Genomic DNA, 22,958 nt, shown 5'->3' on the forward strand with positions numbered 1-22,958 from the left:
GCTGATGAAGACGACGGCGGCGCGGCTGTCGGCGCTCTACCTCCTGCTCTTCGGCGTCTGTGCGATCGGGCTCGTGGTCTACATGACCTCGGTGTCGGTGCGCATTCTCGCCGCCCAGACGCAGGAGACCATCAACGAGGAATCGATGAGCCTCGTGCGCGCCTATGAGCGCGGCGGCCTGCCCTTCCTGGTGCGCGTGGTGGAGCAACGCGCCCGCCAGCCCGGCGCCAATCTCTACCTGATCGCCGATCCGAACGGCCGCATCCTTTCCGGCAACGTGGAAAACCTGGAGCCCGGCGTGCTGGACACGCTCGGCTGGACGCCGCGCCCGTTTCTCTACAAGCGCTATGGCGAACGCGGGCCATTGCAGGCGCCAGCCGAGGACGGCAGCACCACCGCTGCCGACACGACGCCGCCGCACGCGGCCATGGCGCTGGTGCTGCGCCTTCCCAACCAGCTGATCCTTCTGGTCGGCCGCGACCTCGGCGAACCGGAGCGGTTCCGCCGCGTGGTGCAGCGCGCCCTGATCCTGGCGCTGGGCACGATGGGGCTCGGCGCCTTTCTCATCTGGTATTTCGTCGGCCGCACGGCGCTGCGCCGCATCGACAGCGTGTCGGAGGCGAGCCGGCGCATCATGGGCGGCGACCTGTCAGGGCGCCTGCCGGTGACCGGCGCCAGCGACGAGTTCGACCGCCTGTCGGAGAACCTGAACGCCATGCTGGCCCGCATCGCGGTGTTGAACGAGGGCCTGAAGCAGGTGTCCGACAACATTGCCCACGACCTCAAGACGCCGCTGACGCGCCTGCGCAGCCGCGCCGAGACGACGCTGTCGAGCGCCCGCGACGAAGGCGATTACCGTGCCGCGCTGGAAGCGACGATCGCCGAATCCGATCAGCTGATCCGCACCTTCAACGCCATCCTGATGATCTCGCGGCTGGAGGCCGGCTACTCGGCCGAACAGACCGAGACGCTCGACCTCGCAGCAGTCGTGGCCGACGTGGTGGAACTCTACGAGCCGCTGGCGGAAGACCATGGCGTGGCGCTGGAAACGCGCATCGATGGCCGGCTGGTGGTGAACGGCAACCGCGAACTCCTGGCCCAGGCCTTGTCAAACGTGATCGACAACGCCATCAAGTACTGCGCGGGCCATGCCGAGACCCCCCTCGTGCGCGTGACGGCGACCCGCGCGGGAGGAAACGTGCAGATCGAGATATCCGACAATGGTCCCGGCATCGAGCCGGCTGATCGCGCCAGGGCCACCGAACGCTTCGTGCGGCTGGAGAAGAGCCGGTCGCAGCCGGGCTCGGGACTTGGTCTCAGTCTCGCCAAGGCGGTGCTGGGCTTTCACCGGGGGAGCCTGGAGCTCGGCGACGCAGAGCCCGGCCTGAAGGTCATCATGACGATCCCGGCGCGGCAGGGTACGGCGTGAGCGGTCGAATGGGCGCCGACTGGTTTGGAACGTCGCCGCGTCGGCTGGAGCCGATCGATCCCGAACGTGCGGCGGCCGAGCTGCAGGACGTGCTGTCCTCCGCGGGCGAGGCCGGCTGCCACCGCCTTGCCGGACTGGCGCAGGCACGCCCGGAGATCGCCGCCTTCCTGGCCGGCGCGATGTCGCTGTCGAGCTATGTGCGCGACACGCTGCGCCGCCGCCCGCAAATGCTCGAGCCGCTGTTCGACGTGGGCTGGGAAACGCGCGTCGACGCGATCACCGACGAGGTCCGCGCCGCCTGGTCGGTCGACGGCGTGACCGAAAAATCGCTGATGGCCGAATTGCGCCGGCTGAAGACCGAAGCGCATGTGCTGATCGCGCTCGCCGACCTCGCGGGCGTCGCGGAAGCCGCGACGAGCGTGCGCCTGCTGAGCGCGCTCGCAGACGCCGCCGTCGGCGCGGCGATCGACTTCCTGCTGCGCGAGGCGCACGACCAGGGCAAGCTGAACCTGCCCGACCGCGACCGGCCCGGCGAGGGCTCCGGCTTCGTCGTGCTCGGCATGGGCAAGCTCGGCGCCGGCGAGCTCAACTTCTCCTCCGACATCGACCTGATCCTGTTCTTCGAGGCCGACGCCCCGGCGATCAGGGATCCGCTGGACGCGACCGACCTGTTCTCGCGGCTGGCGCGGCGTCTGATCCGGATCCTGTCGGACCGCACCGAGCATGGCTATGTCTTCCGCACCGATCTGCGCCTGCGGCCCGACCCCGGCTCGACGCCGCTGGCGATCCCGGTGGAGGCGGCGCTGAACTACTACGAAGGCCGAGGCCAGAATTGGGAACGCGCCGCCATGATCAAGGCGCGGCCGGTGGCCGGCGACTTCGAGGCCGGCATGGGGGTGCTGAAGGAATTGCAGCCCTTCGTCTGGCGGAAATACATGGACTATGCCGCCATCGCCGACGTGCATTCGATCAAGCGCCAGATCCATGCCCACAAGGGTCATGGCGAGATTGCCGTGCGCGGCCACAACGTCAAGCTCGGCCGGGGCGGCATCCGCGAGATCGAGTTTTTCGTCCAGACTCAGCAGCTGATCGCGGGCGGGCGCTTTCCCGAACTGCGCGGCCGCGAGACGGTGGCGATGCTGGAGCGGCTGACCGAGCGCGGCTGGATCGACGCGGATGCCTGCGCCTCGCTGACCCGGCAATACTGGTTCCTGCGCGACGTCGAGCACGCCATCCAGATGGTGGCCGACGAACAGGCGCACGACCTGCCGGAAGACGACGCGGGGCTGGAGCGGATCGCCCGCATGCGCGGCTTCGCCTCGGCCGAAGCTTTCTCGGAAGCCTTTCGGGCCTCGCTGAAGGAGGTGGAGAGCCACTACGCGGCGCTGTTCGAGACCGCGCCGCAGCTGTCGGCCGGCGTCGGCAACCTCGTCTTCACCGGCGACGTCGACGATCCCGACACGCTGCAGACGCTGTCCAGCCTCGGCTTCGAGCGCCCGAGCGACATCTGCCGCGTCATTCGCACCTGGCATTTCGGACGCTACCGCGCGACGCGCTCGGCCGAAGCGCGCGAGCGGCTGACGGAGCTGACGCCGGCCTTGCTGGCGGCTTTCGGCCGCACGCGCCGGGCCGACGAGGCGATCATCCGCTTCGACGAATTCCTCGCAGGCCTGCCGGCGGGGATCCAGCTCTTCTCGCTGCTGCAATCCAACCCGGGCCTGCTGCAGCTGCTGGCCAACATCATGGGCGCGGCCCCGCGGCTGGCCGCCATCATCACCCGCCGCCCGCATGTCTTCGACGGGCTGCTGGACCCGCTCTTGATGTCGGAACTGCCCAACAAGGCCTATCTGGCGGCGCGGCTGGAAAGCTTTCTCGCCGCCGCGACCATCTATGAGGAGCGGCTCGACCGGCTGCGCATCTTCGCCGCCGAGCAGAAGTTCCTGATCGGCATCCGCCTGCTGACCGGTGCGATCGACGCGGCGCGCGCGGGCAAGGCCTTTTCCGACCTCGCCGACCTGACGATCGGTGCCGCCTTCGACGCCGTCGTCGCCGAATTCGCCCGCCGCCACGGTCACGTGCCGGGCGGCCGCGCGGTGGTTCTCGGCATGGGCAAGCTCGGCAGCCGCGAATTGACGGCAGGGTCAGACGTCGACGTCATCCTGCTCTACGACCATGATTCGGACGCCGAGGAGAGCGACGGCGACAAGCCGCTGGCGCCATCGCAATATTATGCACGACTGACGCAGCGCGTGATTGCCGCCGTCTCGGCGCCGACCGCCGAGGGCGTGCTCTACGAGATCGATCTGAGGCTGCGCCCGTCCGGCAACAAGGGGCCGGTGGCGACCTATGTCGAGGCCTTCCGGAAATACCAGAAGACGGAAGCCTGGAGCTGGGAGCACATGGCGCTGACGCGCGCCCGCGTGGTGGCCGGCGACGAAGGGCTTGCCGCCGCGGTGGCCGACGACGTCGCCGCGATCCTCGCCGCCCCGCGCGACCGCGCCAGGCTCCTGAAAGACGCCTGCGAGATGCGCGCCATCATCGAAACCGAAAAGCCGCCGCGCGACGGCTGGGACCTCAAGCTCATCCCGGGCGGGCTGATCGACCTCGAATTCATCGCCCAGACGGCCGGCCTGCTCGGCGAACTGGACGGCGACACCCGCACCACCTCCACCGCCGAGGCGCTGGCCCGGCTGTCGCCGGGCTTCTGCGAGGCGCAGGCGCGCGACGACCTGGTGGCGGCTTACCGGCTGTTCATGGGGCTGACGCAGGTGTCGCGGCTGTGCCTCACCGGCGCCATAGACCGCAAGGACATGCCGCCCGGCCTTGCCGACCTGTTGCTCGCCAACACGGACCTGCCCGAGATGGCCGTGCTCGAGGCCCATATCCGCGAAACGGCGAAGCGGGTGAGGACGGTGTTCGACGCGGTGGTGTGCGGGAAGTAGGAGCCGCGACGGTCGCGGCGAGCCCCCGGCGGCCCGTGAGCCGCCGGAAGTGTCCTGGGTTGTGCCGTCAGGCGCCGATCTTGAACACCTTGCGGGCATTGTCCTCGAAGAACTGCTTCAGCCCGGCTGCGCCGATCGGCATCTGCTCGAGGATGCCGATCTCCGACTGGACGAACTGCCAGGGGTAGTCCATCGCGTACATGATGCGGTCGGCCCCGATCACCTCGCGCACGAACATCACCGGCGGGGCCCAGCTGACGCCGCTGCTGGTGTAGTAGAAGTTCTCCTTGAGATAGTCGCTCGCCTTGCGCTTCAGCGGATGGACATGCGGGTAGCGCTTCGAGACGGAGATGTGGCCGTGCATGAAGTCGATGCGCGACAGCCAGTAGGGCAACGCCTCGCCGCAGTGGCCGAGCACGATCTGGAGCTTGGGAAAGCGGTCGAACAGGCCCGACACCACCAGCCGCAGCGCATGCAGCCCCGTCTCGCAAGCAAATCCGTAGACCGCCGCGTCGAGGCCACGCTTCAGGAACGGCTCGATCATCTCGGCCGGCGGGGTCTGCGGGTGGAGATAGATCGGCACGCCCAGCGCTTCGGCCGCCTCGAAGATCTCCCAATACTGCTCGTCGTCGAGATAGGTGCCGAGCGTGTGGGAATTGAGGATGCCGCCGCGCAGCCCGAGCTTGGTGACGGCGCGCTCGAGTTCCTTGGCGGCATTCGTCGGATCGAGCGGGCTGAAGGCGGCCAGGCCGACATAGCGATCCGGATGCCGTGCGATGCCCTCGGCGAGTTCGTCGTTGAAGCGCGTGGCGAGCACCGAGGCTTCCGTCGGTCCGAAGATCTGCACGCCCGGCGAGGTCAGCGACAGGACGGCGATGTCGATGCCGGAATCGTCCATGTCGCGCAGACGCTCCTCGTCGATGTCCTGGATGCGCCGGCTGTGGTCCTTCGCCTTCGGCGAATCGCCGGAAAAGAAGCCCCAGAGGCTGTGAAACCCCGGATCGCCGATCGTCTTCTCCTCGATCTCCTTGCGGTAGAGCCGGATCAGCTCCGGCGAGGCCCAGGCCTCTTCCGCGGCAATGCGCTTGTAGGGCGGATTGGGGTTGCGTTCGTTCATGGGGTCGTCCTCCAGCTGGTTGGGTTGGATCAGGGGGCGGCGGAGCGCAGGCCGGGACCCGCTCCGGCCGCAAGGCGCCGCAGCGCGAACAGGAGGGCGACGGCCGCCACCGCCACCGTGATGGCCGCGGGGCTGGCGGCGCCGAAGATCGCCGTGCTGGCGCCGATGAAGGCGGCCACGGCCGCGGCCGCCAGCCGCCGCCAGCCGCCGCCATAGGCGCCGCGCCACGCGAGCACTTCTGCCAGGATGACACCCGATGCCCCGACGCTGAGGCAGGAGATGGCGATCTCCAGCCAAGTGCCGTCGAGCAGCAGCGCGGTATTGAAGGCAAAGACGAAGGGGATCAGGTAGGCCACGATCGCCAGCCGCATGCCGGCGAGCCCGGTCTGCCACATGTCGGAACCGGCCAGCGACGCCGCCGCATAGGAGGCGATGGCGACGGGCGGAGTGAGCATCGACAGAAGGCCGAAGTAGAAGATGAAGAGGTGCGCGGCCATCGGCACGATGCCGGCCTTCACCAGCGCCGGGGCCAGCAGCACCGACACCACGACGTAGACCCCGGTGGTGGGCATGCCGACGCCGAGCACGATCGCGATCAGCGCCGTGACGGCGAGCAGCGGCAGCACGCCGCCCAGTTCGGCCACGCGGCCGAGCGCCAGCGTCAGCCCGAAACCGAGCCCAGAGATGTTGATGGTGCCGATGACGATGCCGGCGACCGCGCAGACGAGCAGCACCGGGATCAGCGTGGCGCTGGAATCGCGCATCACCCCGACGAGGATGCCGAAGCGCGGCGCGCCGCGGGGCGCGGTGACGAGATAGAGCGCATAGGACGCGAAGGCGGAGTAGAGCGCGGCCTTGCCCGGCGCGTAACCGAGCCCGAACAGGAAGTACATGAGAACGCCGAGCGGCAGCAGCAGCGGCCAGGACTTGGCCAGCACCGGGCCGATGGGCGGCAGCTCCGACCGGTCGACGCCGACCAGGCCGTGTACGGCGGCGTAGCGGTCGACCTGGAGATAGAGCATTACGTAATAGGCGACGGCCGGCAGCAGCGCGGCCAGAACCACGCTCGCATAGGACACCTGCAGGAACTCGGCGATGACGAAGGCGGTTGCGCCCATGACCGGCGGCGCGATCTGGCCGCCATTCGACGCGACGGCCTCGATCGCCGCGGCATAGCGCGGGGGAAATCCCGAGCGCTTCATCATCGGAATGGTGACGACGCCGGTGCTCATGACGTTGGCGACCGTCGAGCCTGACAGCGTGCCGAACAGGCTGGAGGCGATGATGGCGACCTTGGCCGGCCCGCCGCGCCGGTGGCCCATCGCCGCCATGGCGAGATCGGTCAGGATGCGGCTGCCGCCGACCGCGTTCAGCACCGAGCCGAAGACGATGAAGCCGAGGATCTGCGTGGCCCCGACGCCGAGCACCAGCCCGGGAATGCCGTTCGTGTCCGAGTAGAGATAGAGGATGAAGCGGCGCCAGGCGATGTCGGACGCCGACAGGATGCCGGGCAGGTGGGTGCCGAAGATGCCGTAGACGATGAAGGCGGCGGCGAGCGAAGCCAGCACCATGCCGCAATGGCGGCGCGTCGCCTCGATCGTGGCGGCGATCGCCACCACGGCCGGAATCCATTTCTCGGGGCCGCGGTTGACCGCATCGAGCAGCCAGGCCTCGTAATTGACCGCCAGCCACAGCCAGGACGCGAAGGCCGCCGCCCCGCCGATCCAGTCGAGCAGCTGGAGCCGGCCGCGCAGCGGCGCGGCCAAGAGGCCAGCCAGCGTGGCGAGACCGATCATCAGCGCCAGGTACTGCTCCGCGATGATCACGAAGCCGAGCCGGCGCGGGACGTCCAGAAGCCAAAGGATCCCGATGGCGGTGATGGGCACCGCCAAGTCCTTCCTGTTCATGCTCGTCGCCCTGTGATCGGCGGCCTTGCGGCCGTCAGTCCGCCATGCCGGCGTCGCGCGCGGCGTTGGCCTCGGTCCACATGCCCTTGCCCTCGTAGAAGACAACCGCCGCGGGATGGTAGGGGACGGTGTTGGAGGGGGTTGAGAACCGTTCCTGAGCGGCGCCGCCGAGGGCCGGATAGTCGGTCTTCAGCTGCGGCAGGCTCTCGTACAGGGCTTCCAGGATCGCGGTGGCGTCCTCGTCGGCCATGTCCGCGCCGACGGTCAGGAAGACGTCGAAGGAGGCGACCGTGACCGGCTCCGTCACTTCCGGCAGGCGCGGGTTGGGATTGATGGTGGTGAGATAGGTGCCCTGGAACGCGGCGTCGGCCTTCTCGGTCGTCGCGTTCTCGCCCTCGATGCTGACATAGCGGATGCCGCCGGAGATCGAGGCGTGCGCCTGCTGGGTGAGCGGGATGCCGACCGCGATCAAGGTCGCGTCGAGGCTGTTCTCGGTCAGGCGCTCCATGCCGGGTCCAAGGCCTGCGACGGTCTCGGCCTCGACGTCCGACACGGCCAGGCCGCCGAGTTCGAGGATCGTCCGGGACAGCTGGCTCATCGCCTTCAGCGCGCTGAGATCGGTGACGACGCGCTTGCCCTTCAGATCCGCGACCGTCTTGATGCCGGAATCGTTGCGGGCCACGAGCGCGACGTTGAGCGGCCACAGCCGTGCGAGCACGCGCAGATCCTTCGCCTGGTCGCCGAACACGCCGGCCCGCGCCTCGCCGAGGTCGAGGCTGGAATTCAGCCCCATCGACACCTCGCCGGCCGCGATCAGCGGCAGGTAGACGGACGAGCCCGTATAGGGCTGCACCGTGACCTGCTTGCCGAGCTTGTCCTGCAGAGCGGCGGCGATGCCGCCGCCGATCGTGTAGTAGATGGTTCCCTGCGGGTTGGTGCCGAGCGTGTAGCGGTCGGCGGCTCCGGCCGCGGTGGAACCAAGGCCGATCATCGCGGCAACGGCAAGTCCAGCGTACTGACGCCAGTTCATCGCATTCCTCCCATGTGTGTTTCGCGCAGCGGTCGCGACCGTGCGGCTCTCCCTGGGGAAGCATTGAACCGGACTTTGATTGTGAATAAAATCGAAAAATTCGAAACCATTCATGCGGTGACTTCAAGTGAGTATCGAGAGCCAGCTGACGCTGAAGCAGCTTCGCGCCTTCGCGGCGGTGTACCGGCGCGGCAAGCTCGCCGCCGCCGCCGAGGAACTGGGCGTGACCCAGTCGGCCGTCAGCGTGCTGATCCGCCAGGTGGAGGAGACCCTGGGCACGCGGCTGTTCGACCGCACCACGCGCTCGCTGGTGCCGACCCCGGCCGCCGAGGACGCGTTCGGCGTCGCCGAGCGCATTCTCCAGGACGTGCAGACGCTGTCGAGCAACTTTCGCGATCTGAGCGCGGGCGGTCGCGGCCGGGTGCGCATCGCCGCGACACCGGCGACGGCAGCGGCGTTCCTGCCGAAGACGGCGCGGCGATTTGCGAGGCGATACGCCAATGTCGGGCTGCTGATCGACGACTGCGCGCCCAACCAGTTCCTGCAGCACATCGAGGCGGAACGGGTGGATTTCGGCCTCGGCACGCCGCCGCCGGAGGGTGGCGAGTTCACCAGCCGCATCGTGCGCGCGGACCGGATCCAGCTGGTCTGCGCCCGCGATCATCCCTTCGCCGAACGCGCCAGCGTGCGCTGGGCCGAGCTGGCCGGGGAAACGCTGATCGTCTTCCGGCCCGGCTACGGCGTGCGCCAGCTGATCGATCAGACCCTATTGAAGAACGGCGTCGAACCGGCGATCCGCCACGAGGTGGGCTTTCTGGCGACCGCCGCCTGGATGGCGGCCAGCGGGCTCGGCGTCACCATCCTGCCGGCCGCCCTCGCCGAAATGGAAAAACGTTCCGAACTGGCCATCGTGCCGCTGGTGGAGCCGGCCATGTCGCGGTCGATCGCGCTGGTGGCGAAGAAGGGACGGTCGCTGTCGCCGCCCTGCCGCCTGTTCGTCGACATGCTGTTCGAGGACATGGGGGCGTCGTGAGGCGCCACCGTCCGCAGCACCCTGACCGTGCTTCTACGCTGCCGCCTGCATCTGGCTGACCGGGATGCGGACGGAGACGATCGTGCCCTTGCCCTCCTCCGACTTGATCTTCAGAACGCCGCCATGCATCTCGGTCAGCGAGCGCGAGATGGCGAGGCCGAGGCCGGAGCCGGTGTGGTTCTTGGAGAACTGGTTCTGCACCTGCTCGAAGGGCCGGCCGAGCTTTTTCAGCGCATCCTTCGGAATGCCGCAGCCATTGTCCTCGATCGACAGAACCAGGGCGCCGGCCACCTTGCGGGCGTGAACGACGATGTGGCCGTTCTGGCCGGTGAACTTCACCGCGTTGGACAGAAGATTGATGACGATCTGCTTGATCGCACGCCGGTCGGCATGGAGCACGGTGCTGGCCGCGATGCGGGTTTCCACGGAAATCGCCTTCGCGTCGGCCTGAACGCTGATGACGCGGATCGCCTCGGCCATCAGCGCGTCGAGATCGATCTCCTCGCGCTGCAGGGCGAACTGGCCCGCTTCGATCTTCGACATGTCGAGGATGTCGTTGATGACGCCGAGCAGATAGGTGCCGGCCGAATGGATGTCGCGTGCATATTCCTCGTAGCGGTCCGACCCGAGCTTGCCGAACAGGTTCGACTGCATCAGCTCCGAGAAGCCGATGATCGCGTTGAGCGGCGTCCGCAGCTCGTGCGACATGTTGGCGAGGAATTCCGACTTGGCGCGGCTGGCGGCCTCAGCGCGCTCGGTCTCGCGCATGTACTTGCGGTTCAGCTCCGACATCTCCAGCGCGCGCTCTTCCTCGGCGCGGCGCGCCAGGCTGAGATCGTGGATCGTCGCCATCAGGCGACGTTCGCTGTCGACCAGCTTTTCCTGGTTCTGCTTGAGAAGGGTGATGTCGGCGCCGACCGACACCGTGCCGCCGTCACGCGTCCTCGACTGGTTGACCTGCAGCCAGCGTCCGTCGGCCAGCTGCCGCTCGAAGGTGGCGCCGCCGTCGCGGCCGTTGGGGTTGGCGAGCTTGCGCTCCAGCGCGAAGGGCTTCATGCGCCGCTGCAGGTCTTCCCGCTCCAGGCCGGGCGCGACGTCGGCCTCGGCAAGGCCCATCTGCTCCTGGAACTTGGTGTTGCACATCACCAGCCGGTCCTCGGCGTCCCACAGCACGAAGGATTCCGAGATGTTCTCGATGGCGGTGCGAAGGCGCATGTCGGCCATCTCGGATTCGCGCGCCAGCTTGCGCTGCTCGGTGATGTCGACGGCAATGCCGATCAGGTGGATTTCGGACGCCTCGGGGTCGATGACCTGGGCGCGGGCCCGCATCCACACCCAGTGCCCCAGTGCATGCTGCATCCGGAACACGCGATCGATATGGTCGATCTTGCGCGAGACGATCTGGTTCGCCAGGTCGAACAGGTCGGCGTCCTCGGGATGGATGATCGCTGCCACCTCGCCGAAGGACAGCATCTCCTCGCTGGTTTCATAGCCGAGGAGGTCGTACATCGAGCGCGACCAGTACATCCGGCCCCGGCCCATGTCCCAGTCCCACAAGCCGCAGCGACCGCGAACGAGGGCGAGGTCGATGCGCTGGTGCGCCTGTTCGTAGATCCGGTCGGCGGTCTGGGCGCGGGAGGCCTGGCTGAAATAGGCGTAGAGGATGATGATCAGCACCCCGGAGGTGATGACGAACAGCGTCACGTTGAGCGAGACCATGCGCCGCCACTCGGCGAAGACCACATCCTTCGAGGCGAGCGCCGCCGTCATTCCGCTCCCCGACGCCAGGGCGCTCGTGACGGCGTACCATTCCTCGCCGTCGATGGTCACGTCGAGCACGCCGGCGCGCGCGCCGAACAGGAACAGAGGCTGCCCGCCGACGATGATGTGATCGAGGTCGCGGCCGTTCCAGCCGGAGGACGACGACGAGATGGCGACGACCTTCATCTCCGCATCGGTCACCGCCAGCACGTAGCGCAGTCCGAACGGTCCCATCGCCCCGGCATTGTCGACGAGGCGCTGGAGCGCGGCGGGATCGCCCTCCGAGGCGCTGGATTGCAGCGAAGCGGCGAGTTGGGCCGCACCGAGCGCGAGGATCATGCGGCCGGTGCGGTCGATGTCGTCGCGCCAGGCGATCATCGAGACCGTGCGCGCGGCCGCGATCACGATGAGGAAGACGATGATGAGGGTGGGGATCGACCGGCGCAGGAAGGGCTCGGCGGCGATCAGCCGCTGATAGGCCGGGGCGGCCAGCACGCGCGCATTGCCCGACAGTCCGGGAGGATTGCGCCGGCCGCTTCGCCGCGCAAAACTTCCCGTCTCGGGCGCGCTTCGCGCGTCCGCCTCCGCCATCTGGTGGCTCCGATCCTGTCTGGTGTCCCCGTACGATTCGAAACGCCGCACATCCGAATCGTGACTAAAGAATCAAAGCCGATTCGCCTTGTCCAGTGTTCATGAGTCCGAAGGGGAAAAAAGATCGAAATGGAGAGGCGAAGCGAGACCTGCCCCCCCCCCGGCCCTTCACGCCAGCGTGCGCTCGACGATGTCGCGCAGGTCGGGCGACAGGTTTTCGGTCGAAGCGATCCGCAGCAACGCCTCACGCGCCCGCGCCTTGCGCTTCGGCTCCAGCGAGCGCCAGGAGCGCAGGCCGGTGGCCAGGCGCGCGGCGACCTGCGGGTTGCGCTGCTCCACCTGAAGCACGATGTCGGCGAAGAAGCGGTAGCCTTCGCCATCGGCCCGGTGAAAACCGGTCTGGTTGGCGCTGGAAAACGTGCCGATCAGCGAGCGGACGCGGTTGGGGTTGGCGATCGAGAAACCCGGATGCGTCGTCAGCGTCCGCACGGTCTCGAGCGCGCCGGCGCCCGGCGCGGCGGCCTGGATCTGGAACCATTTGTCCATGACCAGCGCATCGTCGCCGAAACGCGTCTCGAAGTCGGCCAGCGCGGCCTTCGTGTCGGCCGCATCCGGATGGCGCATGACGAGCACGGAGAGGGCCGCCGATCTGTCGGTCATGTTGCCGGCGTCGCGATACTGCGCCGCCGCGCGGCCGGTCGCGCCGGGACCGGACGAGAGATAGTCGAGCAGCATGTTGCGCAACGACCGCCGGCCGGCGCTGGCGGCATCCGGCGTGAACGGCTCGCTGTCGGCCAGCTGGTCGTAGAGCGCCGCGAAGGTGTCGCCATTTGCCGCCGCGATCGCCTCGACCAGCCCGTTGCGCGCCGCCAGGATCGCGTCCGGGTCGATGTTGGCGCCGATCTCGCGGGCCACGTCGGCCTCCGAGGGCAGGGCCAGCGCCAGCGCCCGATAGGCCTCTTCGAGCCGGTCGTCGGTGGCGATGACGCCGCAGAGCTCCGGGATCTCGCGGCCATACTCGGCCTTGCGGCCGTCGCGCAGATGTTTCGACGCCTCGATGATGGCATCGCTCATCAGCCCGCCGAGCGCCTGCCAGCGCGAGAACAGGTCGCCGTCGTGCCGCGCGAGGAAGGCGCGGTCCTCGGGTTTCTCCTCGACGGATAAGGTGATCGGCGCGGAGAAACCGCGGTTGAGCGACAGGCGCGGGCGCTCCGAAATTCCGGTGAAGCGGACGTGATGCTTGCGCTTGCGCACGTGCAGAACGCCATGCTCGATGGTCGCTCCCTCGACCGATTCCCACACCATGTCGCGTCCGTCCGGCCCCACGAGGCCGAAGGCGAGCGGGATGTGCATCAGCCGCTTGCGGCTTTCGCCGGGCGTCGGCGGCGAGGACTGCTCGATGTCGAGCACGAGTTCGCCCGTCGCGGCATTGTGGCTCGCCTTGACCGAGACGTTGGGCGTGCCGGCCTGGTGATACCAGAGCGCGAACTGGGAGAGGTCGCGGCCGGATACCTCCTCGAAAACCGTCAGGAAGTCCTCGATCGTGGCCGCATCGCCGTCATGGCGCTCGAAATAGAGATCCATGCCGGCGCGGAACGCCTCGGCGCCCAGGATCGTGCGGATCATGCGCACGACCTCCGAGCCCTTCTCGTAGACCGTGGCGGTGTAGAAATTGTTGATCTCGCGGTAGCGGCGCGGCCGCACCGGATGGGCGAGCGGCCCCTGGTCCTCGGGGAACTGGTGCGCCTTCAGCGTGCGCACCTCGGCGATGCGCTTGACCGCCCGGGAGCGCTGGTCGGCGGAGAACTCGTGGTCGCGAAAGACCGTCAGGCCTTCCTTTAGGCAGAGCTGGAACCAGTCGCGGCAGGTGATGCGGTTGCCGGTCCAGTTGTGGAAATATTCGTGCGCGATGATCGCCTCGATGTTGGCGAAGTCCGCGTCGGTGGCGGTCTCCTCGTCGGCCAGCACGTACTTGTCGTTGAAGATGTTGAGGCCCTTGTTCTCCATCGCGCCCATGTTGAAATCGGACACGGCGACGATGTTGAACACGTCGAGATCATATTCCAGCCCGAACACCTCCTCGTCCCATTTCATGGAGCGCTTCAGCGCGTCCATGGCATAGGCCGCGCGCGGCTCCTTGCCCTTCTCGACATGGATGCCGAGCGCGACGCGCCGGCTCGACATCGTCACGAACTCGTCCGTCACCACGCCGAGATCGCCGGCCACCAGCGCGAAGAGGTAGGAAGGCTTGGGATGCGGATCGTCCCAGACCGCGAAATGCCGCCCACCGGGCAGGTCGCCGGCTTCCACCGGATTGCCGTTCGAAAGCAGCAGCGGCGCGGTCGCCTTGTCGGCTTCCAGCCTGACGCGGTAGACCGACAGGATGTCGGGCCGGTCGAGATAGTAGGTGATGCGGCGGAAGCCCTCCGCCTCGCATTGCGTGGTGTAGACGCCACTCGACCGGTAGAGCCCCATCAGCGCCTGGTTGGCGGAGGGATTGACGCGGGTCGTGATCGTCAGCCGGAAGGTCGAGTCGGTGGGCAGCGCATGGATCGTCAGCCGGTCGGGCGTCGCCTCGAAGGCGTTTTCGCCCAGCGCCTCGCCGTTGAGTTCGAGCGCGACGAGGTCGAGCCCGTCGCCGTCGAGCACCAGCGGCGCGCCGGCTGCCGAATCGTCCGCCCGCTCGATGACGAGTTCCGACACGACGGTGGTCTGCTCGGGATCGAGATCGAAGGCCAGCCGCGTTTCGGGGATCCGATAGTCCGAGCGGCGATAGTCCTCCAGCCTGAAGACCTGGCCCGTATCCGTGCGCATGGGCGTCCTTTCGCATGCGCCTTGGGAGGCGCATTGGCACAACAATTCGCCGGAGTTGCCCTTTACACAATTCCGACACTCGACAAAACTAGAGAGACCCTTATCTCCCCCTTGCGTTTCCAGCTAGCACCGATCGGACGGTAACATGACGGTATTGACGCCGAAATTCGGAATGGGCGCTTCGGTCCTGCGGGTCGAAGACGCTGCCTTCATCACCGGAAAGGGACGTTATACCGACGACATCGCGCCCGAAGCGGTGCTGCATGGCTATGTGCTGCGCTCGCCGGTGGCGAACGCGACCTTCACCATCGCCTCCGTGGAAGCGGCGAAGGCCGCGCCGGGCGTTCACCTGGTGCTGACCGGCGCCGACGTCGCCCACCTGGCCGACCTGAAGTCCGGCGCCATGCAGAAGCAGCCGGACGGCAGCCGGGCGCCGACCAAGGACATCCCGATCCTGTGCCGCGACCATGTCCGCTACGTGGGCGACGCCGTGGCCTTCGTGGTGGCCGACACCCGCGCGCTGGCGCAGGATGCCGCCGAACTGATCGAGGTCGACTACGACAGCGAGGAGGCGATCGCCGAGACGGCGCGCGCGCTCGACCCGGACGCGCCGCTGGTCTGGCCGGACACCGGTTCCAACAAGGCCTTTCTCTACGAGCTGGGCGAGAAGGCCAGGGCCGAGGCGGCGTTCGCGAAGGCGACGAAGATCGCCACGGTCGAGTTCCACAACAACCGCCTCGTCTGCAACTACATGGAGCCGCGGGCCGCGATCGGCGAGTGGCGCGCCGACGAGAACCGCTTCCGGCTGACCACCGGCTCGCAGGGCGTGCATTCCATGCAGCGCATCGTTGCCGGCGTGATGGGCGTCGAGCCTGGCAAGCTGCACGTGGTGACGCCCGACGTCGGCGGCGGCTTCGGCCCCAAGACCTTCGTCTATCGCGAGTATCCGCTGGTGCTGGAGGCCGCAAGGCAGCTCGGCCGCCCGGTCAAGTGGACCGGCGACCGCACCGAGCACTTCCTGACCGACGCCCAGGGCCGCGACAACGCCGTCGAGGCCGAGATGGCCATGGACGACGAGGGCCGCTTCCTGGCGCTGCGCGTGAAGCTGGTCGCCAATCTGGGCGCCTACATCTCGCAATACGGCCCGTTCATCCCCTTCGTGGGCGCCACCATGTCGACCGGGGTCTATGACATCCAGGCGCTCGACGTGTCGATCACCGGGGTCTACACCAACACCTGCCCGGTCGATGCCTATCGCGGCGCCGGGCGACCGGAAGCGGCACTCCTGCTGGAAAAGCTGGTCGACGAAGCCGCCCGCGTGATCGGCATCGGTCCGGACGAGATCCGCCGCCGCAATTTCATCCGTCCGGAGCAGTTCCCCTACACCACCCCGACCGGCCGCATGTACGACGTCGGCGAGTTCGCCGGCCACATGGATCTGGCGCTCGAGCGCGCCGGCTGGACCGGTTTCGAGGCCCGTCGCGCCGAGGCGGCGGCGCGCGGCCGGCTGCGCGGAATCGGTCTCGCCACCTACATCGAGGCCTGCGCCTTCGCCGGTTCGGAGCCAGCGCATGTGCGGCTCGAAGGCGACGGCACGGTGACGGTGTTCATCGGCACGCAGTCGAACGGACAGGGCCATGCCACGGCCTATGCGCAGTTCGTGTCCGAAAAGCTGAACCTGCCGATCAGCCAGATCCGGGTTCGCCAGGGCGACACGGACGAACTGGCCAAGGGCGGCGGAACCGGCGGCTCGCGCTCGATCCCGCTCGGCGGCGTCTCGGCCGCCCGTGCCGGCGAGGATCTCGCCGCCAAGATCCGCAAGATGGCCGCCGACGAACTGGAAGCGTCGGCCGCCGACATCGAGCTGATCGACGGCACGGCGCGCATCGTCGGCACCGACCGCTCGCTCGACTTCGCCTCCATCGCCAAGGCGGCGAAGAACCCCGACGACCTGAAGGGGTTTGGCGAGTTCGTCCAGAACGAGGCCACCTATCCGAACGGCACCCATGTCTGCGAGGTCGAGATCGACCCCGAGACCGGCCACACCGAGGTCGTCGCCTACACGATCGTCGACGATTTCGGCGCGACCGTGAATCCGATCCTGCTGGCCGGCCAGGTGCATGGCGGCATCGCGCAGGGCATCGGCCAGGCGCTGAGCGAGAACACGGTCTACGGCGCCGACGGGCAGTTGATCTCCGCAAGCTTCATGGACTACGCCATGCCGCGCGCCGAGGACTTCCCGGAATTCCGCTTCGAGACCCGCAACGTTCCGTCGACCACCAATGCGCTCGGCATCAAGGGCGCGGGCGAAGCCGGCACGATCGGCGGCACGCCCGCCGCACTCAATGCGGTGACGGACGCGCTGTGGCGTGCGCACGGCATCCGCCACATCGAGATGCCGGCCACGCCGATGCGCATCTGGCAGGCGATCAGGGACGCTGCCGCACAGTGACCCTGGCCGACGCGCCTGAACGCAGGCCACTCGTCGGCATTGCCCTCAAGATCTGCTCCGTCATCGCCTTCGTGGCGATGTCGGCGCTGATCAAGGCGGCCGGCGAGGTCTTTACCGGGCAGGTGGTGTTCTTCCGCTCGCTCTTCGCCATCATCCCCGTGGTTCTGGTGATGACCTGGCGGCGCGAACTGCGCACGGCCTTCTACACGAAGCGGCCGGTGAGCCACATTCTGCGCGGCCTGGTCGGCGTCGCCTCGATGGGGCTCGGCTTCTTCGCTCTGACACGGCTGCCGCTGCCCGAATGGGTCGCCATCAACTACGCCCAGCCGCTGATCGTGGTCGTCTTCTCGGCGATCTTCCTCGGCGAGACGGTGCGCATATTCCGGTGGACGGCAGTGGCGGTCGGCTTCGTCGGCGTCGTCATCGTGTCGTGGCCGAAACTGACGCTGATCACGTCGGGCGCCGACCTGGGGCAGGGCGAGGCGGTCGGCGTGGTGGCGGTGCTGGCCGCGGCCGCGATCTCGGCCGTCGCCATGCTGCTGGTGCGCCGTCTGGTGCTGACGGAACAATCCGCCACGATCGTCTTCTGGTTCTCCGCGACCTCCACCGTCGCGGGCCTCGCCACGCTGCCCTTCGGCTGGTCGCCGATCGATGCCACGCAGGCTGTGATCCTGATCGCGGCCGGGCTGTGCGGCGGCGTCGGCCAGATTCTGATGACTGAAAGCTATCGCCACGCCGACATGTCCACCATCGCGCCGTTCGAATACACCTCGATGATCCTGGCCATCATCATCGGCTACGTGATCTTCGCCGAGGTGCCGACGATCTACACGCTGGTCGGCGGCACGGTGGTGGTCGGCGCCGGGCTGTTCATCATCTGGCGCGAGCAGCGGCTCGGCCTCCAGCGCGCCCAGGCCCGCAAGGTCAGCCCGCCGCAGGGCTAGCCGGTGCGGCGCGCCGCCGCAGCCAGGCGGCGGTCCCGGCGTCGGCGGCAAAGAAGGTCTCGACCGCCAGCTCCGACAGCGTCACGTCGAGCGGAGTCCCGAAGACCGTGATCGTGGTGATGAAGGACAGCACCTCGCCGCCGAGCCTGATCCGCAGCGGCACCGCGATGGCCGAGGGGTCGGGGACGGCCGCCGGGCGCCTGCGCGGCGGCACGGGATAGGCCCGCAGTTCCTCGACCAACGCCGCCAGCCGGGGATCGGAGACGTTCTGCGTGATGCGGCCGAGCCGCTCCATGAGATGGTCGCGCCAGTCGGCGAGATCGAGGATGTGCGGCGCAAGCCCGCCCGGATGCAGCGACAGCCGCAGCACGTTGACCGGCGGCGAAAGCAGCGTCGGATCCGCCACCGCTTCGAGGAACGGCGCCATCGCCGCGTTGGCCAGCAGCAGGTTCCATGCCCGGTCGACCGCGATGGCCGGGTTGGGCTCATGCCCTTTCAGCACGAGTTCGACCGCCTTCAGCGCCGGCGCCAGCGGGGCGTCGTCGAGCCGCCGCTCGGCATAGCCGGGCGCGAAGCCGGCCGCGAGCAGCAGCCGGTTGCGTTCGCGCAGCGGCACGTCCAGCCGCTCGGCCAGGTGCAGCACCATCTCGCGCGAGGGCCGCGACCGGCCGCTTTCGACGAAGCTCAGATGGCGCTGCGAAACCTCGGCCTCGAGCGCCAGGTCGAGCTGGCTCATGCGGCGGCGCATGCGCCATTCGCGCAGCAACGATCCGGCGGTCGGCGGGGCGGAGGGGGACGGGTCGGGCGCGGCGGTCGTGTTCATGGCGCCAGGATAGCCAAGACGGGCACGGGTTCCCATTACCTGCCGGGTAATCGCGCGACCGTCGGAGGCGCGCCATGGTCCGGCAGGCCGGGGGAGGGATGCGTCCCGCCGGTCTCGCCAACAAGGAGACACCACCATGACCGTCACCGTCACGCCCTTCCTGCGCAACGCGCTGCTGCTCGACGCGGTCGGCAGCGCCGCCGTCGGCCTTCTGCTCGTCGCGATGCCGACCTATCTGGCCGGCCTGTTCCTTCTGCCGCGAACCCTGTTGCTCGTCGTCGGGGTCGGAATCTTCGGCTGGGTGGCGCTGCTCGTCGTCGCGGCGCGCCGGCCAAGCCTGCCGGCCGCCATGGCCTGGGCCTTCGTTGTCGGCAATGCCGGTTACGTGGCGGCGAGCTTCGGCATCCTGCTCCTCGGGCTCGTCCAGCCGAACACGCTCGGCGCGCTGTTCGTCGTGGCGCAGGCGCTGGCGGTGGCCTTGTTCACGCTGCTGCAATGGCTGGCGATCCGCGCGCAACCCGCGATGGCGTCGAGCTGAAAATTGACTCGTGCCACCGCAGAAGCATGTAGTTTCCACGAAATCGACTTTCGCGATCCGGGGAAACAGCAGGCGGAAATGGCATCGAAACAGTTCATGCCGGCGCAGACCAACACGGCTCTGTACGGTCAGCTTCACGCCCTTGGCCATTCGCCGGCCGACATCCTGCGGGTGCAGGAGGCCTACCGGCTGGCGCTGCGGCTGTTCAACGGCCGGTATCGCAAGACGGAGCGCGCCTTCATCTGCCACGCGGTGGGGGCCGCATCCTCGGTGGCTCATTTCGAGCGCGACGTCGATGTCGTCATCGCCGGCATGCTGCATGCGGCCTATGACAGCGGCCAGTTCCCCGACGGCCGCTTCGGCAAGGCGAGCGAGCCCCATCGCACGCTGGTCCGGTCCGTCGTCGGCGAGCGGGCGGAAAGCCTCGTCTTCCGCTATCCGACGCTCGATTTCGACACGGGCGGACCCGAACGCCTCGCCGCGGGACCGCTTCCCGCCGGCATGGAAGACATCCTGTTCATGGCGCTGGCGCACGAGATCGACGATCTGGCGGATATCGGGCTCGCCATCGCCCCGAAATACGGCGAATCGATCGCATCACGCCTGGAAGCCTGCGTGTCTCTGGCCCGTCGCATCGGCCGGGAAGAGCTCGCCGATACGCTCGCGGCGCAGGCCTCGCTCTATGGTGACACGCAGTGGGCCACCGCGCTGCGGTCGGAACGGACCCACGGCTTCCGCATCGCGCCCAGTCTCGGCGCGTATCTCCGGTTGCGTCGGGCGCGTCGCAAGGGCCAGTCCGCCGAGGTGTTCTGACGTCGGGCTGACGCGGCTGACCGGTCGGCCTCAACGTGACATTTTTCATTGCGGTTTTCGATCCGGCGGTCGATGACGCCGAGGCCTATCAACGGTGTGGAACACGGGGTCATGAACGAGTTTTCGGTGCGGGCGACGAGCAGATCGATCCGCGGGCGAGCCGGGCGCGGGCGCCCTTTCGCAGGCCCGCGCACGATGCAACGCCAGCATCGTCATGGAGATGGAGAACGCGCGCCTGATCACCCGCGACGAGTTCGGTGAGACGGTGTCAACGCTCGAGCGCGAAATCGCCGCCTGGCGCGACGGACAGGCCGGCCCGCGGATCGCCCAGTTGATCATCGTTCATGGAGGCGGCGCCGAGGAGACGGAAATCCTGGACGCGATGCTGCGCGACCTGGCGCCCGATCTGACCGCGCTGGCCGAGATCGACGTCGTCTCCGTCCCGGGTGGGCGCTACTACGAGATCAAGAACGCGGCGATCTCCAGGGCGAAGGGGGAAATCGTCCTCTTCCTCGACTCGGATTCCGTCCCGCAGCCCGGCTGGATGTCGAAGATGCTCGCGCCGTTCGAGGACAAGGCGGTGACCGTCGTGAACGGCTTCACGGCGCTGGAGCACGACGATTTCCTGTCGCGCGCCTATGCGCTGTTCTGGATATTTCCGCTGGCGAACGGCGACGAGCGCTTCGCGGCCAAGCGCTCGCTCAACGTCAACAACAGCGCCTTTCGGCGCCACTGGATCGCCGCCAATCCCTTCCCCGACAACAACGGGTTCAAGGTCTCCTGCAGCATCCTGTGGGATCAGGTCCTCCGCGACGAGGTGGGGGTGCGCCGGGTCGACGCGCTGGCCCTGCACAAGCCGCCGCGCGGGGTCCGCTTCCTGGTGTGGCGCGCGCTGGTGACGGGCCGCGACAACGACCGCCGCCATGCGGTCCTGAAGTCGCCGAGCCGCCCGCGGCGGGTCGTGCACGCGTTCGGGCGCCTGTGGACGGCCGAGTGGCGTTCGCTGCGCCGCATCTTCGGCAAGGGCGGCCATGTCGGCATGCCGATCTGGGAGCGGCCGCCAGCCTTTCTCGTCGCCTCGGCGTTCCACATCCTCCCCTTCTTCAGCCAGGCCGCGATGGCCGCCGGGCTCGTGCGCGATCGCGTGGAGCACATTCCCGATTACGTCGAGCGAAGCTGAACGCAATGCCGGACAGCCCGCTCATCGCCATCATCACGCCGACCCACAATCGCCGCGCGGCCTTGCTGCGCGCGGTGGAGAGCGTCCGGGCCCAGTCCCTGGCCGGCTGGGAGCACGTCGTGGTCGATGACGGCTCGACCGATGGCACGGTCGACGCGCTGGCCGCCGCCCCCGACGATCGGCTGACGGTTCTGCGCCTGCCCGGCTGGCGCGGCGCCAACGCCGCCCGCAATGCCGGCATCGAGGCGTCGCGGGCACCGCTCGTCACCTTCCTCGATTCCGACGACGTGTTCCTGCCGAATCGGTTGCGGGACACCGTGGCCCTGTTCGACGCCGATCCCGATCTCGTCCTGACGATCAGTTCGTTCGAGCATGAGAAGAACGGGGTGGTCCGCCGTGTCTCCAACCCGCCGGCGCGCCTCGACGCCGCTGGACTGGAAAGCGCGATCGTCGGCGACCTGATCTCGGTCGCGGGTTCGGCGATCACGGTGCGCAGGCAGGCGCTGGACGAGGCGGGGCGCTTCGACGAGACGCTGATGCGCCTGCAGGATCGCGATCTGTTCCTGCGCCTCGCTCGCCGGCATGGCGCGCGGGTCCTGCCTGATGCGGACTGGATCAAGTACACGAGCCCGGACTCGATCTCGCGGCCGCATGACGGCTATGTCGAGGCCTTCTCCGAACTGGTCCGGCGGCATCCGTGCTATCGCCACCGCTATCCGTCGCTGGCCGCCTACATGGTGGCGCGCCGCCTGCTGGGGCGGCTTTTGCAGGGGGAGTTCGGCGGCGCGTGGCGCGACTACCGCGTCAACCGGGCAAGCCCGTCGCTCGGCTTTTCGGTGCCGACTCTGGCGACGGCCTACCTGCCGGGCCGTCGCCAGCGGCGCAGGCTGCGGGACGCGCTGCGCGCCGGCTGAACCGGCGTCTCAGCCAAGCGCCCTGAGCTTTGCCTTGACCTCCAGCAAGTCGCGCCATGCCAGCCGCTTGTGCGACGGATTGCGCAGCAGGTAGGCCGGGTGCAGCGTCGGCATGGCGGGAATGGTCACCCCCGAGGCGGTGGTGTGCGACTTCCAGGTGCCGCGCATCCGCAGCACCCCTTCGGTGGCATGGAGCAGCACCTTGGCCGAAGGCCCGCCCAGCGTCACCAGCACCTTCGGATTGGCGAGTTCCACCTGCCGCTCGATGAACGGCCGGCAGATCTCGGTCTCGATCGGCGTCGGCGTCCGGTTGCCCGGCGGGCGCCAGGGAATGACGTTGGCGATGTAGGCGCGCGAGCGGTCGAGGCCGATGGCGGCCAGCATCAGGTCGAGCAGGCGGCCCGAGCGGCCGACGAAGGGCAAGCCTTCGAGATCCTCGTCGCGGCCCGGCGCCTCGCCCACGAACATGATGTCGGCCTGCGGATTGCCATCGGAAAAGACGAGGTTCTTGGCCGTGGACTTGAGGTTGCAGCCCTCGAACGCGGCCAGCAGTTCGCGCAGCTCCTCCATCGAGGCTGCCGAGCGCGCGAGTTCGCGTGCACGCGCGACCTGCGCCTCGTCGGGGATGGCCGCGGGCGCCTCGGGCCGCGCCGGCGGGGCAAGCGCGTGG

Annotated in this window: 16 protein-coding genes; 9 read left to right on the forward strand and 7 right to left on the reverse strand. The window is 68.4% G+C overall.

The features are described from left to right. The first annotated feature begins 4 nt into the window (after positions 1–4). Positions 5–1,429 carry a sensor histidine kinase gene (locus tag EJC49_RS06540; RefSeq protein WP_126698675.1) on the forward strand — a complete coding sequence of 475 codons (1,425 nt, stop codon included), beginning with the start codon at positions 5–7 and terminating at the stop codon, positions 1,427–1,429. An 8-nt stretch (positions 1,430–1,437) separates the two neighbouring features. After that, a complete protein-coding gene (locus EJC49_RS06545) occupies positions 1,438–4,371 on the forward strand; it encodes a bifunctional [glutamine synthetase] adenylyltransferase/[glutamine synthetase]-adenylyl-L-tyrosine phosphorylase (protein ID WP_126698676.1) in 2,934 nt (977 codons plus the stop codon). Between the two features lie 67 nt (positions 4,372–4,438). Here EJC49_RS06545 and EJC49_RS06550 read toward each other — a convergent pair whose 3' ends face one another. From EJC49_RS06550 to EJC49_RS06560, 3 genes are read right to left on the reverse strand one after another with little or no spacing between them, the layout of a single operon-like run. Beyond that, positions 4,439–5,488, reverse strand: a complete 1,050-nt coding sequence (locus tag EJC49_RS06550; RefSeq protein ID WP_126698659.1) for an amidohydrolase family protein — start codon at positions 5,486–5,488, stop codon at positions 4,439–4,441. Positions 5,489–5,517: 29 nt separating this feature from the next. Then, positions 5,518–7,395 (reverse strand): TRAP transporter permease, encoded by a 1,878-nt coding sequence (locus tag EJC49_RS06555; RefSeq protein ID WP_126698660.1) that lies wholly within the window; start codon positions 7,393–7,395, stop codon positions 5,518–5,520. 34 nt (positions 7,396–7,429) lie between these two features. Beyond that, entirely contained in the window at positions 7,430–8,425 is a 996-nt protein-coding gene (locus EJC49_RS06560; protein ID WP_126698661.1) for a TAXI family TRAP transporter solute-binding subunit, read from the reverse strand. Positions 8,426–8,552: 127 nt separating this feature from the next. Here EJC49_RS06560 and EJC49_RS06565 point away from each other — a divergent pair, with 127 nt between their 5' ends. Beyond that, positions 8,553–9,458, forward strand: coding sequence for a LysR family transcriptional regulator (locus EJC49_RS06565; RefSeq protein ID WP_126698662.1), 906 nt, complete (start codon positions 8,553–8,555; stop codon positions 9,456–9,458). Between the two features lie 33 nt (positions 9,459–9,491). On the opposite strand, the gene EJC49_RS06570 is transcribed toward EJC49_RS06565, so the two are convergent. Both EJC49_RS06570 and pepN read right to left on the reverse strand, forming a co-directional pair. Next, positions 9,492–11,810 carry a PAS domain-containing sensor histidine kinase gene (locus EJC49_RS06570; RefSeq protein WP_126698663.1) on the reverse strand — a complete coding sequence of 773 codons (2,319 nt, stop codon included), beginning with the start codon at positions 11,808–11,810 and terminating at the stop codon, positions 9,492–9,494. Between the two features lie 168 nt (positions 11,811–11,978). Beyond that, a complete protein-coding gene (gene pepN, locus EJC49_RS06575) occupies positions 11,979–14,624 on the reverse strand; it encodes an aminopeptidase N (protein WP_126698664.1) in 2,646 nt (881 codons plus the stop codon). A gap of 145 nt (positions 14,625–14,769) precedes the next feature. Between pepN and EJC49_RS06580 the strand changes: the two genes are divergently transcribed. Further along, positions 14,770–17,076, forward strand: a complete 2,307-nt coding sequence (locus tag EJC49_RS06580; RefSeq protein ID WP_126698665.1) for a xanthine dehydrogenase family protein molybdopterin-binding subunit — start codon at positions 14,770–14,772, stop codon at positions 17,074–17,076. After that, positions 17,073–18,020, forward strand: a complete 948-nt coding sequence (locus EJC49_RS06585; protein ID WP_245453299.1) for a DMT family transporter — start codon at positions 17,073–17,075, stop codon at positions 18,018–18,020. Before EJC49_RS06580 ends, EJC49_RS06585 begins: the two co-directional genes overlap by 4 nt. Here the strand turns inward: EJC49_RS06585 and EJC49_RS06590 are convergent. After that, positions 18,001–18,843 (reverse strand): helix-turn-helix domain-containing protein, encoded by an 843-nt coding sequence (locus EJC49_RS06590; protein ID WP_210211762.1) that lies wholly within the window; start codon positions 18,841–18,843, stop codon positions 18,001–18,003. The two genes, EJC49_RS06585 and EJC49_RS06590, sit on opposite strands and share 20 nt — an antisense overlap. Positions 18,844–18,979: 136 nt before the next feature. Here EJC49_RS06590 and EJC49_RS06595 point away from each other — a divergent pair, with 136 nt between their 5' ends. From EJC49_RS06595 to EJC49_RS06610, 4 genes are all read left to right on the forward strand, one after another. After that, a complete protein-coding gene (locus EJC49_RS06595) occupies positions 18,980–19,381 on the forward strand; it encodes a hypothetical protein (RefSeq protein WP_126698668.1) in 402 nt (133 codons plus the stop codon). A gap of 78 nt (positions 19,382–19,459) precedes the next feature. Further along, positions 19,460–20,194: a DUF6817 domain-containing protein gene (locus tag EJC49_RS06600; protein ID WP_126698669.1), complete on the forward strand. Its 735-nt coding sequence runs from the start codon at positions 19,460–19,462 to the stop codon at positions 20,192–20,194. Between the two features lie 214 nt (positions 20,195–20,408). Beyond that, positions 20,409–21,374 carry a glycosyltransferase family 2 protein gene (locus EJC49_RS06605; RefSeq protein ID WP_126698670.1) on the forward strand — a complete coding sequence of 322 codons (966 nt, stop codon included), beginning with the start codon at positions 20,409–20,411 and terminating at the stop codon, positions 21,372–21,374. 5 nt (positions 21,375–21,379) lie between these two features. Continuing rightward, complete coding sequence (locus EJC49_RS06610) at positions 21,380–22,288, forward strand: glycosyltransferase family 2 protein (RefSeq protein WP_126698671.1); 909 nt, start codon at positions 21,380–21,382, stop codon at positions 22,286–22,288. A gap of 9 nt (positions 22,289–22,297) precedes the next feature. Here the strand turns inward: EJC49_RS06610 and EJC49_RS06615 are convergent. Further along, positions 22,298–22,958 (reverse strand): uracil-DNA glycosylase (locus EJC49_RS06615; RefSeq protein WP_148106289.1); only part of this gene is annotated, 661 nt, incomplete at its 5' end.

Origin of the sequence: Aquibium carbonis, assembly GCF_003970795.1 — a bacterium.
In the GTDB taxonomy this organism is placed as follows: Bacteria; Pseudomonadota; Alphaproteobacteria; order Rhizobiales; family Rhizobiaceae; genus Aquibium; species Aquibium carbonis.

Excerpts from the sequence above, each read along its gene's own strand:
- EJC49_RS06540 (WP_126698675.1), top strand. The coding sequence starts at position 5 with ATGAAGACGACGGCGGCGCGGCTGTCGGCGCTCTACCTCCTGCTCTTC.
- EJC49_RS06545 (WP_126698676.1), top strand. The coding sequence starts at position 1,438 with ATGGGCGCCGACTGGTTTGGAACGTCGCCGCGTCGGCTGGAGCCGATC.
- EJC49_RS06550 (WP_126698659.1), bottom strand. The coding sequence starts at position 5,488 with ATGAACGAACGCAACCCCAATCCGCCCTACAAGCGCATTGCCGCGGAA.
- EJC49_RS06555 (WP_126698660.1), bottom strand. The coding sequence starts at position 7,395 with ATGAACAGGAAGGACTTGGCGGTGCCCATCACCGCCATCGGGATCCTT.
- EJC49_RS06560 (WP_126698661.1), bottom strand. The coding sequence starts at position 8,425 with ATGAACTGGCGTCAGTACGCTGGACTTGCCGTTGCCGCGATGATCGGC.
- EJC49_RS06570 (WP_126698663.1), bottom strand. The coding sequence starts at position 11,810 with ATGGCGGAGGCGGACGCGCGAAGCGCGCCCGAGACGGGAAGTTTTGCG.
- pepN (WP_126698664.1), bottom strand. The coding sequence starts at position 14,624 with ATGCGCACGGATACGGGCCAGGTCTTCAGGCTGGAGGACTATCGCCGC.
- EJC49_RS06580 (WP_126698665.1), top strand. The coding sequence starts at position 14,770 with ATGACGGTATTGACGCCGAAATTCGGAATGGGCGCTTCGGTCCTGCGG.
- EJC49_RS06590 (WP_210211762.1), bottom strand. The coding sequence starts at position 18,843 with ATGAACACGACCGCCGCGCCCGACCCGTCCCCCTCCGCCCCGCCGACC.
- EJC49_RS06595 (WP_126698668.1), top strand. The coding sequence starts at position 18,980 with ATGACCGTCACCGTCACGCCCTTCCTGCGCAACGCGCTGCTGCTCGAC.
- EJC49_RS06600 (WP_126698669.1), top strand. The coding sequence starts at position 19,460 with ATGGCATCGAAACAGTTCATGCCGGCGCAGACCAACACGGCTCTGTAC.
- EJC49_RS06605 (WP_126698670.1), top strand. The coding sequence starts at position 20,409 with ATGGAGATGGAGAACGCGCGCCTGATCACCCGCGACGAGTTCGGTGAG.
- EJC49_RS06610 (WP_126698671.1), top strand. The coding sequence starts at position 21,380 with ATGCCGGACAGCCCGCTCATCGCCATCATCACGCCGACCCACAATCGC.